16 protein-coding genes are annotated in these 17,577 nt (G+C 70.3%); 6 read left to right on the top strand and 10 right to left on the bottom strand.

The window, feature by feature from the left end; genetic code table 11:
- Positions 1–14: 14 nt before the first annotated feature.
- Positions 15–1,265: an aminotransferase class V-fold PLP-dependent enzyme gene (locus tag KMW22_RS06770; protein ID WP_221089281.1), complete on the bottom strand. Its 1,251-nt coding sequence runs from the start codon at positions 1,263–1,265 to the stop codon at positions 15–17.
- Between the two features lie 106 nt (positions 1,266–1,371).
- Here KMW22_RS06770 and KMW22_RS06765 point away from each other — a divergent pair, with 106 nt between their 5' ends.
- Complete coding sequence (locus KMW22_RS06765; RefSeq protein ID WP_235692737.1) at positions 1,372–2,073, top strand: creatininase family protein; 702 nt, start codon at positions 1,372–1,374, stop codon at positions 2,071–2,073.
- Positions 2,074–2,185: 112 nt separating this feature from the next.
- Here KMW22_RS06765 and KMW22_RS06760 read toward each other — a convergent pair whose 3' ends face one another.
- Positions 2,186–3,403, bottom strand: a complete 1,218-nt coding sequence (locus tag KMW22_RS06760; RefSeq protein WP_221089280.1) for a lipid-A-disaccharide synthase-related protein — start codon at positions 3,401–3,403, stop codon at positions 2,186–2,188.
- Positions 3,404–3,432: 29 nt separating this feature from the next.
- Between KMW22_RS06760 and KMW22_RS06755 the strand changes: the two genes are divergently transcribed.
- Entirely contained in the window at positions 3,433–4,431 is a 999-nt protein-coding gene (locus KMW22_RS06755; protein WP_221089279.1) for an NUDIX domain-containing protein, read from the top strand.
- A 174-nt stretch (positions 4,432–4,605) separates the two neighbouring features.
- Here KMW22_RS06755 and KMW22_RS06750 read toward each other — a convergent pair whose 3' ends face one another.
- From KMW22_RS06750 to KMW22_RS06730, 5 genes are all read right to left on the bottom strand, one after another.
- Entirely contained in the window at positions 4,606–5,346 is a 741-nt protein-coding gene (locus KMW22_RS06750) for a Sir2 family NAD-dependent protein deacetylase (RefSeq protein ID WP_221089278.1), read from the bottom strand.
- A 153-nt stretch (positions 5,347–5,499) separates the two neighbouring features.
- Entirely contained in the window at positions 5,500–6,261 is a 762-nt protein-coding gene (locus KMW22_RS06745; protein WP_221089277.1) for a sugar nucleotide-binding protein, read from the bottom strand.
- Complete coding sequence (locus tag KMW22_RS06740; RefSeq protein WP_221089276.1) at positions 6,258–6,794, bottom strand: RNA 2'-phosphotransferase; 537 nt, start codon at positions 6,792–6,794, stop codon at positions 6,258–6,260. The genes KMW22_RS06745 and KMW22_RS06740 overlap by 4 nt, the downstream gene beginning before the upstream one ends.
- A gap of 112 nt (positions 6,795–6,906) precedes the next feature.
- Entirely contained in the window at positions 6,907–7,746 is an 840-nt protein-coding gene (locus KMW22_RS06735) for an ion transporter (RefSeq protein ID WP_221089275.1), read from the bottom strand.
- Positions 7,747–7,763: 17 nt separating this feature from the next.
- Complete coding sequence (locus KMW22_RS06730) at positions 7,764–9,596, bottom strand: S9 family peptidase (protein ID WP_221089274.1); 1,833 nt, start codon at positions 9,594–9,596, stop codon at positions 7,764–7,766.
- A 63-nt stretch (positions 9,597–9,659) separates the two neighbouring features.
- Between KMW22_RS06730 and KMW22_RS06725 the strand changes: the two genes are divergently transcribed.
- The gene (locus KMW22_RS06725; RefSeq protein ID WP_221089273.1) at positions 9,660–11,156 is read left to right on the top strand and encodes a carboxypeptidase M32; all 1,497 of its coding nucleotides are present in this window, start codon (positions 9,660–9,662) and stop codon (positions 11,154–11,156) included.
- On the top strand, positions 11,153–12,001 hold the full coding sequence (locus KMW22_RS19645; RefSeq protein ID WP_328774621.1) for a YDG/SRA domain-containing protein: 849 nt from the start codon (positions 11,153–11,155) through the stop codon (positions 11,999–12,001). Before KMW22_RS06725 ends, KMW22_RS19645 begins: the two co-directional genes overlap by 4 nt.
- Positions 12,002–12,239: 238 nt before the next feature.
- Here the strand turns inward: KMW22_RS19645 and KMW22_RS06715 are convergent, their stop codons facing one another.
- A complete protein-coding gene (locus tag KMW22_RS06715) occupies positions 12,240–14,465 on the bottom strand; it encodes a glycerophosphodiester phosphodiesterase family protein (RefSeq protein WP_221089272.1) in 2,226 nt (741 codons plus the stop codon).
- Positions 14,466–14,522: 57 nt separating this feature from the next.
- Complete coding sequence (locus KMW22_RS06710) at positions 14,523–15,197, bottom strand: glycerophosphodiester phosphodiesterase (RefSeq protein ID WP_221089271.1); 675 nt, start codon at positions 15,195–15,197, stop codon at positions 14,523–14,525.
- A 224-nt stretch (positions 15,198–15,421) separates the two neighbouring features.
- On the opposite strand from KMW22_RS06710, the gene KMW22_RS06705 reads away from it, so the two are divergent.
- Together KMW22_RS06705 and KMW22_RS06700 are read left to right on the top strand one after the other, a co-directional pair.
- Positions 15,422–16,258 carry a MerR family transcriptional regulator gene (locus KMW22_RS06705; protein ID WP_221089270.1) on the top strand — a complete coding sequence of 279 codons (837 nt, stop codon included), beginning with the start codon at positions 15,422–15,424 and terminating at the stop codon, positions 16,256–16,258.
- A gap of 28 nt (positions 16,259–16,286) precedes the next feature.
- A complete protein-coding gene (locus KMW22_RS06700; protein ID WP_221089269.1) occupies positions 16,287–16,673 on the top strand; it encodes a hotdog fold thioesterase in 387 nt (128 codons plus the stop codon).
- 26 nt (positions 16,674–16,699) lie between these two features.
- Here KMW22_RS06700 and KMW22_RS06695 read toward each other — a convergent pair whose 3' ends face one another.
- The gene (locus KMW22_RS06695; protein WP_221089268.1) at positions 16,700–17,290 is read right to left on the bottom strand and encodes a DUF4384 domain-containing protein; all 591 of its coding nucleotides are present in this window, start codon (positions 17,288–17,290) and stop codon (positions 16,700–16,702) included.
- Positions 17,291–17,577 lie beyond the last annotated feature (287 nt).

The following is a 17,577-nucleotide window of genomic DNA, read 5'->3' as shown; positions in this document are numbered from 1 at the left end:
CCGCCATCGGCCCCCTACAGCGCCTGCTCAATATCCGCCTGCAGGTCGCCCAGGGCCTCTACGCCCACGCTCATGCGGATGGTGGTGGGGGTCACGCCGGCGGCAAAGCGCGCCGCTTCGGGCACGCGGCCGTGGGTGGTGGTCCAGGGGTGCACCACCAGGGTACGCACGTCGCCCAGGTTGGGGGCGATGCGCAGCACCCGCACCCGCGACAGGAAGGCAGCGGGGTCCGGCACCTCGAAGGTCAGCACCGCGCCCTGCCCGCCGCGCAGGTAGGTCTGCGCGAGGTGGTGGTGCGGGTGGCTCTCCAGGCCGGGGTAACTCACCTTGCCCACCTGGGGATGGGCCGAAAGCCAGCGGGCCAGGGCCAGGGCGGTTTCGCTCTCGCGGGCCAGGCGCAGGGCCAGCGTTTCCAGGCCCTGGGCGATCAGGAACGCGGAGTGGGGAGCCAGCGTCATGCCCAGCTGGTGCGCGCCCAGCCAGCGCTGACGCCACGCCAGGGCAGCGGCCCCACGCACGCTGAGAATGCTGTTCTCGCCGCCCTCGGTAAAGATGGGGCTGCGCGTGAGGTCGTGCCCGGCCCCCACCGTCACCGCGCCGCCCAGCACGCTGCCGTGGCCGCCCGCCCACTTGGTCAGCGACTGCGCGACGATGTCTGCGCCGTGTTCCAGTGGCCGGCACAGAAACCCGGCGCCCCCGCAGGTGTTGTCAATGGCCAGCAGGGCGCCCTGGGCGTGCGCCAGGTCGGCAAAGGCGCGGATGTCTGCCACGTCCCCGGCCGGGTTGCTGATCATCTCGGCCCAGACCAGCCGGGTGTTCGGCTGCAAGGCCGCGCCAATGGCCTGCGCCGTGTTCTCCACCAGCGTCGCCGAAATGCCCATCAGCGGCAGGATGTTGTTCAGCAGGCCCGTGGTGCCCCCAAACAGGCTGGACGCCGAGACCACATGGTCTCCTGCCCGACACACACTGAGGATGGCGGTCAGGGTGGCCGCCTGCCCGCTGGCCACCGCCACGGTGGCGCTCCCGCCTTCGAGGGTGGTCAGCCGCTCTTCCAGGGCACGCACGGTGGGGTTCTGCAACCGGGCGTAACTCAGGCCGGTGTTCTGCTGAAACTCGCTCTGGGCTTCGTCCAGCGAATCAAACTGAAAAGCGGCAGCCGCATGAATAGGAAACCCGATGGTCTGGCCCAGGCCGCGCGGAATGGCACTCTGCACGGCGGCGGTTTCATAACTCCAGGGCTGGTCGGGGCGGGCGGCGTCGCTCATGGGCTCACGCTACGCTGCGGCTTTCCCGCGCGGGCAGGCCTTGTCCGAACCGGGTGGATGAAGGGGGGTGAAAAATCTAGGGCCCAGGTCTGCGCTAGCGTAGCCCATGCGCATTCAGGAGATGAACTGGCAGATGGTCGAGGCGTATCTGGCCCAGGATGACCGCTGCGTGCTGCCGCTGGGCTGCACCGAGCAGCACGCCACCCTGAGTCTGGCCACCGATACCCTGCTGGCCGAGCGGGTGGCGCGCGAGGCGGCCGAGGACCTGGGCGTCCCGGTGTTTCCCGCGCTGCCCTACGGCATCACGCCCACCTTCAGCGCCTACCCAGGCACCCTGAGCGTGCGCACCACCACCTACCTCGCCCTGCTGGACGACCTGCTGGGCGGCCTGTATGCGCAGGGCTTCCGGCGCCTCCTGGTGGTCAACGGCCACGGCGGCAACGCCCCGGCCCAGGGCTGGCTGGGCGAATGGTTGGCCCGGCACCCAGCCGCGCGGGTGCAGTGGCACAACTGGTGGAACGCGCCGCGCACCTGGGCCGCCGTGCAGGCCACCGACGAACTGGCCAGCCACGCCAGCTGGATGGAAAGTTTTCCCTGGACCCGCCTGGAAGGGGTCAGCGCCCCCGAGGAGCGCAAGCCGATGGTGGATCTGGGGGCCCTGCGCCAGTTGCCGCCGGCCGAGGTGCGTGCCCGCCTGGGCGACGGCAACTTTGGCGGCCTGCACCGCCGCCCCGACCGCGAAATGCAGCGCATCTGGCAGGAAGCCGTGGCCGAAACGCGGGCGCTGTTGCAGAGCGGCTGGGCGTAAGAGGGGCGATTCCCGCTCCACGCCATCGCCAAAAGCGCCCCGTGGTTGAGGTTGTTGCCCTCTGGGTCGCTTACCGCAGAGGGCTTCTCCTGTGGTCACCTGGAATCCGCCCTCAGTTCAGTTCTTCCAGCTCTGCTGCCACCGCTGCCAGGGCTCCGGGCGCGCCAATGCGCTCCTGGCCGTCGCGGGCCGCCGCTGCGAACAGCCGGGGCCTCGTCAGCAGGTGGCGGGCGGCCTGGGCCACGGCCCCGGGGTCTGGGGCCACCACGGTCAGCGCGCGCCCCAGCAGCCGGCCCTGGCGGCGGGCAAATCCCGCCACGTACTGCGGCCCCGGCGTGGGAAAGCCAATCACGGGCACACCCAGCCCAGCGGCCTGCTCAGCGGCGGTGCCAGCGGTACCCAGCGCCAGGGCCGCGCGGCGCACCACAGCGGCAAAGGCCCCGCGCACCACGAGCACCCGCACGGGGCCGCGCGACAGCCACAGGGTGGCGTCGTTCACCGCTTCTACCGTCCAGCCAGGCAGCGGCGGCAATTCCGAGAAGGGCTGGGCGAAGGCCACCACGCCCTGCAGCTCGGGCAGGGCAGCGGCGGCCTCCAGCATGATGGGGAGGGAAAAGGCCGCGTCGCCACGCTGGCCGGGCAGCAGGGCCAGCAGAGGGCGGCCATCCAGCAGTGGCGGAAGGTCGCGTTCCGGCGGGGGCAGGATGTCCATGGCAAAGCTGCCCCGGTACACGGCGTTTACCCCGCGCCGGGCCAAGTGCGCCGCCGAGGGCTGGTCGCGGGTGTAGACCCGGCGCGCCTGCCGGGCCAGCGCCACCTCCCAGGGCATAAAGAGGTTGGCGCCCAGGGCGTTGAGTTCGCGCAGGTGGGCGCCCCAGGACATGCCGCGCGCGTAGTGCACCGAGACCAGCGGCTGCAGGTGGGTCAGGGGCAGGCGCGCGCCGGGGGGCACCGGCTGGGCCCGCGCGGCCAGGGTACCCACCAGCAGGGCGTAGGTGTCACCCACCACGATCACCTGCCCGGCCTGGGTGCCCAGGCGCCGCGCCGCCGCCCACTGCCGCAGCGACACGGTCAGCAGCCCCGCGCGCAGGTCGGCGCGCAGGTTCGCCACGCTGCCAAAGGGAAAGCCGCCAGACGGCAGGCTGAGGGGAGGGCCCTGCACCTCGGCGGCGCCCACGTAGGCGCGGCCCTCGCCCACCAGGGGCAGGGCCAGCACGGGCCCCCGCCCGGCCCGCACCAGTTCGCGCGCCAGGGCCGCCCCGATCAGGTCCTCGGCGTACCCGTTGGAGACGATCAGGATGGCGTTCCCCCGCCGAAAGTTGGTCGTCACGCCCCGCAGGCTAGCGTAGGGTGGGCGCCATGAACCTGATGGCACTGCGCAAGGTGTGGGGCACCCGCCCCCTGGTGGGCGCCGCCGTGGGCGTCCTGCTGCAGGATGAACAGGGCCGGGTGCTGCTGCAGCGCCGGGGCGACGACGGCCTGTGGAGCGAGCCCGGCGGCGCCCTGAACCCCGGCGAGGACTTTCTGAGCGGCGCGCGGCGCGAGCTGCTCGAAGAAACCGGCCTGCACTGCGAGAACCTGCGCCTGCTGCCGCTGCCGGACGGCCTGCAGAGTGGCCCGGAGCTGTACCACCGCTACCCGCACGGCGACGAGATTTACGTGGTGGGGCTGCGGGCCCACGGCACCCTGCCCGCGTCGGCGCTGGACCGCGCCCAGCCCGACGACAGCGGCGAAACCCTGGAGCTGCGCTGGTTTCGGCTGGACGAGTTGCCCCCGCTGAGCAGCAATGCCAACCGCGCGTCCATGACCTTGCTGCGCGGCTGGGCGGGCCTGCCTCCCCTGCCCCTAACCCCCACCCCGCCGCCGCCCCCAGCCGGCCACTTTCTGCTGGACCTGCGCCGGGTGATCGGGCCACGGCCCTGGCCGGCCCCCGGCGCCAGCGTGCTGGTCACCGATGACGAGGGCCGGCTGCTCCTGCTGCGCCACGGCCACACCCGGCGCTGGACCCTGCCGGGCGGCTTTCTGGAACCCGGCGAGCACTTCGAGGAGACGGCCGCGCGCGAGTTGCTCGAAGAAACCGGCCTGCGCGCGCAGACCCTGACGCCCCTGGACATGTTCGCTGGGCCCGAATACCGCTTCACCTACCCCAACGGGGACATAGTGGACAACGTGTCGGTGCTGTACCGCGCCCAGGGGGTCAGCGGCGAGCTGGTGCCGCAGCCCGGCGAGGTGCTGGAGGTGGGCTGGTTCGGCGTGAACGAACTGCCCGCCGCTGACGCCCTGAGTGGCCCACTGGTCCAGGCCCAGGTGAACTGGTGGCACCGGGCCCAGGATGCCGCGCGGGCACCCGCGAGATAGGAGAACCCAGATGCATTGAAGGGCCAGTCCTCTGTGGATCTGGGGCGAACGATGGGCATGTTCTAGAAAGACAGCGGCCCAACGGCGTCGAAGGGCCGTCGTTTGGCCCGTGGGTGGAACTGGCGGCCATTGTGCCCGCAGCGCCCGGAGTGGCCGGGCCCCGGGCCACCCGCTTCAGGCCGGGCCCATCAGGGTGTCCAGGCCGCGCGAGGCCACGTCGCGCAGGCTGAAGGTGACGTGGGGGGTCAGTTCGGTGGGTTCGGGGTTGAGTTCAATGACCACGCCGCCCCGGTTCAGGGTTTTAAAAGCCAGCCCCGCCGCCGGGTACACCACGCCGCTGGTGCCGATCACCAGCGCGACCTCGGCCTGGGCAAAGGCCAGCTGCGCGTCGGCCAGGGCGTCTTCGGGCAGGAATTCGCCAAACCACACCACGTTGGGGCGCATGCGGTGGCCCCGGGGCGAGGTGGGCGGCGTGACCAGTTCATCCGGCGCGGGCAGGGGAAAGACTTCGCCCGTCACCTCGTCGCGCCCGCTGACCAGATTGCCGTGCAGTTCGACCATGCGCCCACCCCCCTGGCCGCTCCCCGCGCGCCCGTGCAGGCCGTCCACGTTCTGCGTGGCCAGGAAAAAGCCCTGGCCCTTGCGCCGTTCCAATTCGGCCAGCCGCACATGGGCGCCGCCCGGCTGGGCGGCCAGCACATCGCGGTAGCGCCCGGCGTACCACTCCCACACCAGCTCGGGATTCTGAAGGTAGGCCCCGGGGCTGGCCAGATCCTCGGGGCGAAAGCGGGCCCAGTGCCCGGTCTGGGCGTCGCGGAAGGTGGGAATACCGCTCTCGGCGCTCACGCCCGCGCCGGTCAGCACGGCCACGCGGGAAGCGGCATTCAGGGCGGCGCGGGCCTGTTCGGGCGTCATGGCCCCAGGCTAGCGTCTGCCGCCGGCCAGGGCAGGCGCACCTGGGGCGGCCAGGGCGTGGGGCTCCACCGGATCAGCCGCCTGGAACGCGGAGCCGCTGGTGGTGTCCCCTTTGCTGTTCACGTCGCCCGTCTCAACTGCAGGGCACTGGGCTCAGCGCACTAGGCTCAACCGTTCGGACAACCGGGGCAGCCGCTCTACTGGATCCAGAAGCCGCTGATCGTGGTGGTAATCCTCGGTCTCCTCCACCTCCCAGGACAGGTTCAGGGTGTGGGCCAATCGCCGCACCACCTCCGGAAAGGGCAGGGCGTCGTGGGCGTTGCTGTCCAGATGCACCGGGCCCGAAGCACCTTCCTGTGCCAGGGCCACCAACGCGCGGGCAGTGTCAGCCATCAACGAGCAGGCTGGAATCCAGTGACGGCTGGCACGAATTCGGCCGTGCTCAGCGTGCTGGGCGTCCAAGTGGGCCACCATGTTGTTGCCCTGGCCGCCTGGGTCCATCTGCCAGCCAATGCGGGCCAGCACCGCGCGGGGGTTGGCGGCCTGCACCGCGTCCTCGGTGCGAATCTTCAGCTGGCCGTAGCCCTCCTGGGACGTGCGCGGGTCGTGTGGGCGGTGCGGCCCGTTGGGGTCGTGGTGAAACACCATGGCGGTGCTCGTCAGCACGAACGGCACCCCATGATCCGCTGCGTGGCGTGCCAGTTGCGCCGCCCAAGCCTCACTGCCGATGGCCAGATGAAAGATGCCCTGCGGGCGGGTGGCGGCCAGGAACGCCCCGGCGGCCAGTGCGTCGTCGGGCGGGGTGAGGTGGCGGCCCCAGGCCACCACCGCCTGCCCCTGTTCGCCCAGCACCCGGGCCACATGCGGCGCCAGGGTGCCGTTCAAGCCGGTGATCAGCCAGGGAGAAGAGGTCATGGTGGCCCAGTGTAAGCGGCTGACTGGGCCAGAAATTCAGGCGGCACCCGGTCCACCAGCCACACCCCGTTCTCGCTGCAGTAAAAGACGTGGCCGGCGGCGTGCATGGCCCCGGCGCGCACGGTCAGGACCACGGGCTTGCCCCGGCGCGCGCCCACGCGGACAGCGGTTTCGCGGTCAGCCGAGAGGTGGACATGGTGACGGCTCATGGCGCGCAGACCGCCCTGCACAATGGCCGCCAGGGCGGCGGGATGGGTGCCGTGGTAAAGGACTTCTGGGGGCGTCTGGGGCAACAGGTCCAGGTCCACGGGCACGCTGTGGCCCTGGTTGGCGCGAATCTGGTCGCCGCGCAGGCTGAACCGTTGTTTGTCGTTGCCGGCCACCACGCGCTCCACATCGGCGCGGGTCACGCGCAGGTGGGCCAGCAGGGGCTCCAGCGGCACCCAGCCGCCGAGGGCCAGGGTCAGGCCGGCTTCGTGCGGGGCGTGGCGCAGCAGGTACGAGAGGCGCTTGGAGAGGGTGCGGTCGTTCATGGCGCCAGTGTGACGGGGCAGGTGGCCGGGGTCATCCGCCAGATGGGCACCTCCGGGTCCGCCGTGGGGCGCAGGCGCCAGAGGACCTTCACCCTCTCCCCCAGCCCCTCCGTCAGGTGGGCAGCCCCTCGCCACAGCGGCGGCAGTACCGGGCGTCAGGCTCGTGGGGCGAGAGGCCACAGCGCGCGCAGGTCACGGCCGGCGCGGCTTCACGGCGGGCGCTGCGCTGCGCCTGGGTCAGCCCCACAGTCACAATGCCGGTGGGCACCGCAATGATCCCGTAACCCAGAATCATCACCAGCGAGGCCAGACCCTTGCCCAGTGGCGTCTTGGGGGCAATGTCGCCGTAACCCACGGTGGTGAGCGTGACAATCGCCCAGTAGATGCTGGTGGGAATGCTGGTAAAGCCGTGCTGGGGGCCTTCTACCACGTACATCAGGGTGCCCAGAATCACCACCAATGTCAGCACCACTGCTAGAAACACCGTGATCTTGGCGAGGCTGGCCTGCAGCGCCCGCGTCAGCACACTGGCCTCGCTGAGGTAGCGCACCAGTTTCAGCACCCGGAAAATGCGCAGCAACCGCAGCACGCGGATAATCAGCAGGTACTGGGCGCCGGGCAGAAGCAGCGCCAGGTAGGCCGGCAGAATAGACAGCAGGTCCACCACGCCAAAGAAACTGCGGGCGTAATGCCACGCCCGGCGCGCGGTAATCAGCCGCAGCAGGTATTCCAGGGAAAACAGGCCCGTCAGCGCCCACTCCACCGCGTCCAGCGCCGCCGCGTGCCGGGCCCGGAAGGGCGCCACGCTGTCCAGCATGACCGCCAGCACGCTCACCAGAATGGCGGCGATCAGAAACAGGTCGAACAGCCGCCCAGCGGGCGTGTCGGCGTTGTAGATGATGTCGCCCAGCGCGGCCCGCCACGGAGCGCGGCGATCTGCAGTGTGGCTCACAGGCCCAGTGTAGCGCCCTAAAGTCGCCGCCCCAGATAGTCGGCCAGCAGCCGGTAGCTGCGCGTTTTGCCTTCAATATCGGCGGTGCCGTGCCCCTGGTCCGCGAACTCGATGTACTCGAAATCCTGGCCTTCCTGCTTCCCGGTGGCCAGCAGGGCATCCCGGAAACCGCGTGCCTGATTGACCGGACAGCGGGGGTCGTTGGCGCCGTGCATCATGAAGAGGTGGGCCTTCAGGGCGTGCGCGTGGGTCACCGCGCTGCGGTCGCGCCACAGTTCGGCGTCCTCGACCGGGTCACCCATCATGGTGCGGAAGTAATAGCCCAGTTGCGGCATGTCGCGGCTGTTGTCGGCGTGCAACTGGTGCAGGTCGGTGATGCCCACGATGGGCACGCTGACCTTGAACAGGTCCGGGTACTTCACCGGCGCCAGGTACGACAGGTAGCCGCCGTAGCTGACCCCAAAGAGCCCAATTCGCGCCGGGTCCACATGGGGCAGCCCACGCAGGTACTGCGCCCCAGCCGCAATGTCGGCCAGGTCGCGCCCGCCCCAGTCTTTCAGGTTGGCGTCGCGCCACGCCACGCCGTAGCCGGTGCTGCCGCGCACGTTGGGGCACAGGATGGTGTAGCCCAGGCTGGCCAGATACTGGAGTTCGGCGTTGAAGGCCCGGAAAAACTGCGCGGTGGGCCCGCCATGTGCGCAGATCAGTGCGGGGTGGCGCGCTTCCGGGCTCAGGCCCTGGGGGGTGTACAGGATGGCGGGGACCTCCAGCCCATCCGTGGTGGGGTAATGAATGTACTGCCCCGGCGTGAAGTGCGCGGGGTCCAGGGTGCCGTGCCCGGCCGCCATCAGCACCTCAAAGGTATCGGTTTCCAGGTCGTACAGCAGGGTATCGGGGCGGGTGGTCGTCGTGGTGTGGCGCAGCAGCAGCGCCCGGCCCCCCAGGGCAAACTGGCCGCCCACCGTCAGGCCGGGCGGCAGGTGCAAGGTGCGCGCCTCTCCACCTGCCGTGGCGTACAGCACGGGCAGCGCGGCACTGTGTTCGCTGCGGGTGACCAGTAACCACTGGCCGTCTGGCGAGAAATGCCCGGGCGTTTCCTCTGTCTGACCATCGGCCGGGGTCAGCCACCGCACCTCACCGCTGCCCAGCCTCAGAATGCCGGCGCGGCTGTGGCCGTCGGCGTCGCTGCTCACGGCCAGCTGCTCACCCTGTGGGTGCCAGTGCCCGGCGCTGTCGCGGCTGCCCTCGCGTACCTGCCACACCCGTCGCGGGCTGGCCGCACCCTCGTCCAGCACATAGGCGTCCAGGTTCCGCAGGTTGGGGCTCTCGTTGGTGTTCAGGCTGATCCGGGTGCCGTCCGGGCTGTAGGCCACGGCCTGCGTGGTGTTGGGGAGCTGGGTCAGGGGGGTCCAGGCGGCCTCGCCCTCTGCCCGCAGGTCATAGCGCCACACGTTCAGCTGCCCACCCCGCGTGGAGTTGACCAGCAGGTGCGCGCCGTTCGGGTGCGCCTGAACGGGGTAATCCATGCTGCCCGGCGCGTGGAACAGCGGGCGGACGGCGCCGCCCTCCAGAGGGAGCTCAAACAGGGCGGTGCGCTCATCGCCGCCCTCGTCACGGGCAAAAAACAGGCGGGCGCTGTCGGCGCCCCAGACCGGCACGGTGCGTGGTGTGCGCGGCAGCTCGCCGTTGGTGTGCTGGCGCTGCTCGCGGGTGCCCAGATGCAGGGTATACAGCTCAAAGCGGCCCGTCCAGTCGGCGTAAAAGGCCACCTGCTCGCCGTCAGGGGACACGACCAGGCCAAGGATGGTGGGCAGGGCGGCAAGTTCCTCCAGCGGCAGGGGGGTGGGCATGAAGCAGTGTGGCATGGACGAAAACGCAGCGCTGCCCCGAATCAACGCGCTACCCTGAACCCTATGACACAACCGGAGACCTGGACGGCCCTCACGCGCCACTGGCAGGAGCTAGCGGACCTGAATGGCATAGGCGCCCTGCTGGGCTGGGACCGCAGCACCTACCTGCCGCCCCGCGCGGCGGCGAGCCGCGCCCGGCAGAGCGCGCTGCTTTCGGGCCTGCGCCACGAACGCGCCACCAGCGCCGCCTATGGCCGCCTGCTGGACGAAGCGGAGGCCCTGGGCGACCTGAGCCCCGTCCAGACCCGCATGCTGGCCGTGGCGCGGCGCAACTTTGACCGGTCTACGCGGCTGCCCAGCGCGTTCGTGCAGACCTTTTCCGGCCACGCGGGCGAAACCTATTCCACCTGGACCCAGGCCCGGCCCGCCAACGATTTTGCGCGCGTGGCCCCGCTGCTCGAAAAAACCCTGGACCTCAGCCAGCAGATGGCCTCGTACTTCCCGGAATTCGCCTCGCCGATGGACTACTTCATTGACGCCGCCGACGAGGGCATGACCGCCGCGCAGGTGGACGAGGTGTTTACCGCCCTGCGCCAGGCCCTGGTGCCGATGGTGGACGAGGCCGCGCAGGCCCAGGTGCGCACCGACTTCCTGGCCCGCCACTACCCCGTGCCCACCCAGCTGGCGCTGGGCGAGGCCATTGCGCGCGATTACGGCTACGACACGGCCGCCGGGCGCCAGGACCTGACCGCCCACCCGTTCATGACCCGGCTGGGCGCCCACGACGTGCGCATCACCACCCGGGTGCGCGAGGACGACCCCACCGACGCCCTGTATTCCACCTTGCACGAAGCCGGGCACGCCATGTACGAGCAGGGCGTGGCCGAGGAATTTCTGGACACCCCGCTGGGCGGCGGCGTGAGTGCGGGCGTGCATGAAAGCCAGTCGCGGCTGTGGGAAAACCTCGTGGGCCGCTCGCGCGCCTTCTGGGCGGGGCAATTTGGCCGTTTCAAGGACGCCTTCCCCGAGCAACTGGCGGACGTGACCGAAGACGAGATGTTCCGCGCCGTGAACGTGGTGCGCCGCAGCCTGATCCGCACAGACGCCGACGAATTGACCTACAACCTGCACGTGATCACCCGCTACGAACTGGAGCGCGAACTGCTGGTCGGGCGCCTCGCGGTGCGCGACCTGCCGGAGGCGTGGCACGCAGCCTACGAAACCAACCTGGGCCTGCGGGCCCCCAGCGACGTGGACGGCGTGCTGCAGGACGTCCACTGGTACGGCGGCGGCATCGGCGGGGCCTTCCAGGGCTACACGATTGGCAATGTGCTGAGCGCGCAGTTCTACGCGGCGGCCGAGCAGGCCACGCCCGGCCTGGACACGGATATTGCGCGCGGCGATTTCTCGCGCCTGCACGCTTGGCTGCGCGAGCATGTGTACGCCCCGGGCCGGCGCTATGCCCCCGGCGAACTGGTGGAGCGTGTGACCGGCCAGCCCATGACGGTGGAACCCTACCTCGCCTACCTGCGCCAGAAGTACGCCGATCTGCGCGCGTGAAGGCGGCGGCCCCGCCGGTGGGCGAGCTCCCCGGCTGCCCACCCGGCACCCTCTTTGAAGGGCGGCGGGCGCTGAGCGAGGCGGGCGTGCACCGCCCCCTGCAAGCGGGCATCGCGGGCACGGCCCTGGGCGGCGCGGTGTCGGTGGTGCTCTCGGGCGGGTACGAGGACGACCAGGACAGCGGCCACCAGATTCTGTACACCGGCGAGGGCGGGCGCGACCCCCGGACCGGGGCCCAGACCGCCCACCAGCTGCTCACACGCGGCAACCTCGCCCTGGCGCGCAGCCACCTGCTGGGCCAGCCGGTGCGGGTGGTGCGGCGCGTGGCCGGGGCCACCTACCGCTACGACGGCCTGTTCCTGGTCACAGCCTGCTGGCACGAGGTGGGGCGGTCGGGCTACCGCATCTGGCGCTTTCTGCTGGAGAGTGAGGCGGCCCTGGAAAGCGAGGGGACGACAGCGGCCACGGCGGCGCCTGAACGGCACGCCACCACCCGCCTGCGCCGCCTGAGCCGTCACGGCGCCCAGGTCAAGGCATGGCACGACCACACCTGCCAGCTGTGCGGGCTGCGCCTGCTCACGCCCGCCGGCCCCTACGCCGAGGCCGCGCACATCCGGCCCTTGGGTCAGCCCCACGGGGGCCCAGACACCCCGGAGAACCTGCTGTGCCTGTGTCCCAACTGCCACGTGCAGTTTGACCTGGGCGGCGTGGGCGTGGCGCCCGACCTGACCCTCCTGGGCCGCCCCGGTGCCCTGCGGCAGGCCCGCGCCCACCACGTGGACCCCGCCCAGCTGGCCTACCACCGCACCCACATTTACAGCGAGGAGCCTGGGCCGATGGCTTGATAAGGATTCCCGGGAATTTTTCGGAAGCCCTAGACGCGCCACAGGACAGGGCCGCGCTCAGAGGGGGAACACCTCGGCGCGGCCCTTGCAACAAGAGGAAAAAGGGGTGCGGGCACTTCGGCCCACCTGCGGGAGAGAGGCCCTCAGTGTGCGCGGCAGGCTCTGACAATGCTCTGAAACCAAGCGCCGCCGCGAGGACAGAAGAAAGTCTTAAACGTGTGGGGGTGGGGCTTGACCGTTACCGGCGGCCCACACCGGGCGCCAGGGTCAAAGGCGCATCCAGCTTCAGCCACAGGAACTCGGTGGCGTCCTTGGTATCGGCGCCGCGCCCGCCGGTGCCCGGGTAGTTGTTGTCGTTGGCGACCAGAATGGTGTTTGCGTCCAGCACCAGCAGGTTTTCAATGGTCACGTAGGGGAACGTGAACACGCCGCCCTGGGTGCTGGGGGCCAGGCCCTGGGGGTCTTTGACATTCATCAGGTCGGCCACCAGGGTCTTTTTCAGGGTGCCGTCGGCGTTCTTCTCGTTCAGGCTGACGAGGTACACGCGCTTGGTCCTGGCCGCCGCGCCGCTGGCGTTGTCGCGCTCCAGCACCAGGGCCTGCGAAGCATTCACCGGGGTCAGGTCGCCAATGGCGTGGGCGGCGTCGTCCAGGGCATAGCGGCCCGCCAGGGTCCACTTTTTGCCCGCCAGGTCGTAGGCGTGCAAGCGCAGCTGGCCGGGCAGGTCACCCGTGACGGTCTTTTCCAGCAGGGCGTACATGGTCTTGCCGTCGGGGCTCAGGCTCAGGCCCTCGAAGCCGCCGCTGCCGCCCACGTTGGCCGCCGCACTGCTGCCCCCCAGCGCAAAGGCCGGGTTCTGGGGGCTGCGTACCTCGGGGGCGGTGTACTGGCCCACCACGCGGGCGCCGGTGGCAGGGAAATCCGTGAAAAAGCCGTCCACACCGGCCAGCAGGGCCTGACGCATCTCGGCTTCGGGGTCATTGGCGTAGCCGGGGAGCAGGTACGTGGCCTCGTTGCGGAACGTCCAGGGGTGCACCAGCAGGCCCGCCGCGTGGGCGCGGGTCACGAAATCGGTGGTCTGCCCCTTGTCGGTGATGATCCAGCGCTTGTAGGCCCCCACGCCACTGGCGTAGCTGGCGATCTCTTTCAGGCCGGCGTCGCTGGCCAGGGCGTCGTACTTGCGCGTGTCGCCCTTCGCCGCCCAGTCGTAAGGCGCCTCATCGGGGCTGCTGACCAGCTGCACCAGTGGGAGGTTCACCCCAGCCTTCGGCATGATGTCGGTTTTCAGGGCCTTCAGGTTGGCGGTCTCGAAGGACTGGATGAACACGCGCGCCGGGTCGGTAAAGCCTTCCTTTTTCAGCGTGTCGATCAAGAGCTGCGAGGTGTTCATGCCCATCTGCTGAAAGTAGGTGGGGTGCTTGGTCTCGGGGTAGATGCCGATCTTGCGCCCGGTTTTCGCTTCCACGTCCCTCACCAGCGCAATCACTTCCGCCAGCGTAGGAATCTGGAACTGGCCGTCGTAGGCCTTGCCGCGCAGCGCGGGCAGGCGCTCCACGGCCTTCAGGGTCTTGAGTTCCGCCAGGGTGAAGTCCTCGGCGAAGTAGCCGCGCACCTCCACACCGTCCACCTTCTTGGTGGTCAGGCGCGAGGCGAATTCGGGGCGCGAAGCCACGTCGGCGGTGGCTTCCAGCACCTTGCCGCTGGCGTCCACCACGGCGATCACGGGCTCGTGGCGGGCAATCAGCACGCCGTCTTTGGTCACCACCAGGTCCGGCTCCACGAAGTCGGCGCCCGCTTCAATGGCCACCCGGTAGGCTTCCAGGGTGTGCTCGGGGCGAGTGCCACTGCTGCCCCGGTGCCCGATCACAATGGGCGCCTGACCGCGCAGGGTGGGCAGGCCCGGCAGGTTGGGCGTGGCGATGGGGGCCTCCAGCAGGCGGCCGTCGGCGCTGAAGTGCAGCAGGTAGGGCCCAAACTCGTCGCCCACCCACAGCGTGCCGTCGGGGGCCACCACAAAGCCTTCCACGTCAAAGTCCGCGCCGGTCAGCAGGCGCTCGGGGCTGGCCTCGTTCACGATCACCCAGGGCACCTTGCGGTCCGGGTCGCGCAGGCTGACAAAGGTGCCCACCTCCACCTTGTCCTGGCCGGTGGGGGCCGTTTTGGCGTTCAGGTTCAGGGTGTACAGGCGCAGCAGGTAGTCGGCGCTGTTGGCCTTGCTGCCAAAGCCGTTGTCGCTGAGGAACAGGTAGCCCCCGTTCTTGCCGAACTGCACCCCCGAAAACCCCTGTACCGGCTGCGACGGGAAGCGCGCCTGACCGCGCAGCCCCGCGCCGCTGTAGGCCCCACTGGCGGGCCCGGCCGCGAAGGTGTCGGCGGGCAGGTGTGCGTAGCCCACCAGCGTGGCGGCATGAACAGATGAAGCGAGGCTCAGCAGGGCCGTGACACCAATCAGGAGTGTTCTCACACTCTGTACGGTGCCGCGCGTTCGTCAGGCTGGGGTGCGCCCCGCGTCAGGGGCCGGTCAACCGCGCGCGCCCAGCAGGGCGGTGGGGTCGTCCCCGATCAGGCCGTCCACACCCAGGGCGCTCAGCCGCTTGACCTCGGCGGGGTCGTTCACCGTCCAGGCATGGACCCGCCAGCCCTGCGCGCGGGCCAGGGCCAGCAGGCGCGCGTCCACCGTGCCCACCTCCGGGTGCAGGGCCGCGCTGCCGGTCCAGCGCATCCCGGCCTGCAGCAGGGGGGGCGGATACGCGCGGTGCACTAGCAACCCACGCTCGATCTGCGGGGCCAAGTCCCGGGCAGCCCGCAGCAGCGTGGGCAGAAAGGAACTCACGATCACCCGCCGCGTCAGGCCGTGGGCGGTGACCGCACGCAGGGTGCTGGCCACCCGGTCATCGGGCCAGGGGCCCTCAAACTTCAGTTCCACGTTCACGAACGCGCCCGTATCGGCCGCCCAGGCCAGCGCCGCCGGCAGGGTGGGCACCTGCGGCGGCAAGTCGGCCGCCGTGAGCGCCGCCAGCCGCCGCCCACCGGGGAGCGCCGCGTCGTGGTGCACCGCCAGCGTGCCGTCTGCCAATCGCCGCACGTCCAGTTCCACGCCGTCCAGCCCGGCCGCCAGCGCCGCCTGAAAACTGGCCAGCGTGTTCTCTGGCGCCAACCCCGGCGCGCCCCGGTGGCCCAGCAGGAGGGGGGTCATAGGGCCAGGGTAGCGCAGGGGGCGGCGGGGGCGCCGCCGCCGAGAGGTCTAAAGGTCGAGCAGTCGAGAAACCCTTTGCCCCCCTCAACGCCTCGACCCCTTGACTTCTCGACCCCACCCTCACCCCCTTAGACCCTTTGACTCTTCGACCCTTAGACCCCTAGCCCCCTTGACCTTCCCCCAGGGGCAGGGCCCACCCTGGGCTCACCTCCGGAGGCCCCCCTATGCTCACCCCTGCCCCACCCCTCATGACCATCGGCGCGTTTGCCGGCGCCAGTCGCCTGAGCCCCAAGGCCCTGCGGCTGTACGACGAACTGGGCCTGCTGCGGCCCGCGCAGGTGGACCCCCAGAGTGGCTACCGCCGCTACACGCCCGCCCAGCTGGCCGACGCCCGCCTGATTGGCCGGCTGCGCCAGGCCGACATGCCCCTGCCCGCCATCGGGGCGCTGCTGGCCCTGCCGGCGGGCGAGCGCCCAACCGCCCTGCGCCTGCACCTCGCCGCGCTGGACGCCGAACACCGTCAGCGGCGCGACCTGACCCGACACCTCATTCAGCACCTCGAAGGAGAAACGCCCATGTCCCTGTCCACCCCTCAGACCCGCACCGTGCCGGCCCAGAACGTCGCCACCCTGACCCGACAGGTCTACGTGGACGGCCTGTCCGCCGCCATCTCGCAGGGCATGACCACCTTGCTGCAGACCCTGCGCGACCAGGGCGCGCAACCCGCCGCCGCGCCGTTCGTGATCTACCACGGCGAGGTGAACGCCGACAGCGACGGGCCCATTGAGATCTGTGTGCCTTACAGCGGCACGCTGCACCCGGCCGGCGAGGTGGCCCTGCGTGTAGAACCGGCTCACGCCGAGGCCTTTGTGAGCCTCACCCGCGCCCAGTTCGAGTTCCCCGCCATCCTGGCCGCCTACGACGCCACCTGCGCCGCCGCCCAGGCCCAGGGCACGTGCGGCGACCTCAGCCCCCGCGAGGTGTATCCCCACGACTGGGACGCGGCGGGCGCGGGCGACCCGGCCGGCGAGGTGGCGTGGCCCTACCACCCCCACGCATAGCCCCCGCCTTCTCCCCTACCCTGGGGTCATGAGCTACGCCGACCACCTGGGCATGACCGTGCAGGAGGCTTTACCTGAATTGACCCGCGTCTCCCTCACCGTCGGAGACGCGGGCCTGAACCGGCGCGGCAGCGCGCACAACGGCGTGGTGTTTGGCCTGGCCGAGGAGGCCCTCTTTATCATCAGCAACCTGGGGGCGCAGGCGGTGGCCATAGATACCCACATGACCTTCGTGCGCCAGGCCCGCGCGGGCGACGCCCTAGTGGCGCTGGCCACCCCGGAGCGCGTGGGCCGCACCCTGGGCATCTACCGCGTAGAGGTGCGCCGCGAAGCCGACTGGGAACTGATGGCGCTGTTCCAGGGCACGGTCAGCCGGAAGGAAAAGCCAGCCGAACCGGCAGACCAGGGGTCGTAATCCCCAGTCTGCCGGTTCGGTTAAGCTCAGTAATCCACGTTGTAGGCGGCGGTGTCGCTGGTCCAGTCCTGCTGGGGAATAGGTCTCTCCACGGGGTTCACCACAATGCTCAGGGCCTGGGCAAAGCCGGGGGTCGTGGTGGGTTTCACGGTGGCAAAGTCCTGCCCCGCTGCGTACGAGCTGAGTTCGTTCAGGTTCAGCGGCCGGCGGCTGGCCACCACCAGCACGCGGTTCAGGCCCTCGGGGCCCGCCACGTCAAAGGTAAAGCGGTCGCGGCTGCTGGGAAACGCGCGGGTCTGCCCGGCGCGCAGGTAGGTGCTGCCCGAGAAGCGGTTGGGCAGAATCTGGTCCACGGTGCCGTCAGGGTTGATGTTGAACAGGTACACGTAGGCGTTCTCGTTCACCGTGGCGTACAGCGTGATGCGGTCGCCCACGCGGTAGTTCGGCACCGCGTTGCCGCTGCGGTCGCGGTCCACCCACACCCGGGCCTGCAGGGTGGTGGGCACCGGGTTCACGATGATGCTCTGGGCGCTCAGCTGCGGCGCGGCGGCGGCGGGCGCCGATAGGGCGCCCAGCAGGGAGGCGGTCAGGAGGACGGGCAGGGCAAGCTTTTTCATGATGGACTCCCGGAAGGCACCGTGTGGGCCGCCGCGCGGCCTTCAGACCGTGCAGGGCGGGCCAACTGTGCCTCTGTCACCAAAGTAGGCCGCGCCGCCTGACGCACGGTGAAGGCCAGCTGACGCAAGATGAGCCCGGTCGCGCTTTGTCTCATGAGGCGGCCGGCTAGGGTCTGTCTGGCTGAATTTGGCAGGATAACGGCATGGGACGGACGGATTTGACGGAGCAGCAGTGGGCCATACTGTCGCCGCTGCTGCCGAAGAACCCGAAGCGGGGGCACGCCTAC

Source organism: Deinococcus aquaedulcis (assembly GCF_019693445.1).
GTDB lineage: Bacteria > Deinococcota > Deinococci > Deinococcales > Deinococcaceae > Deinococcus > Deinococcus aquaedulcis.
This window is presented reverse-complemented; position numbering and strand designations above follow the sequence as displayed.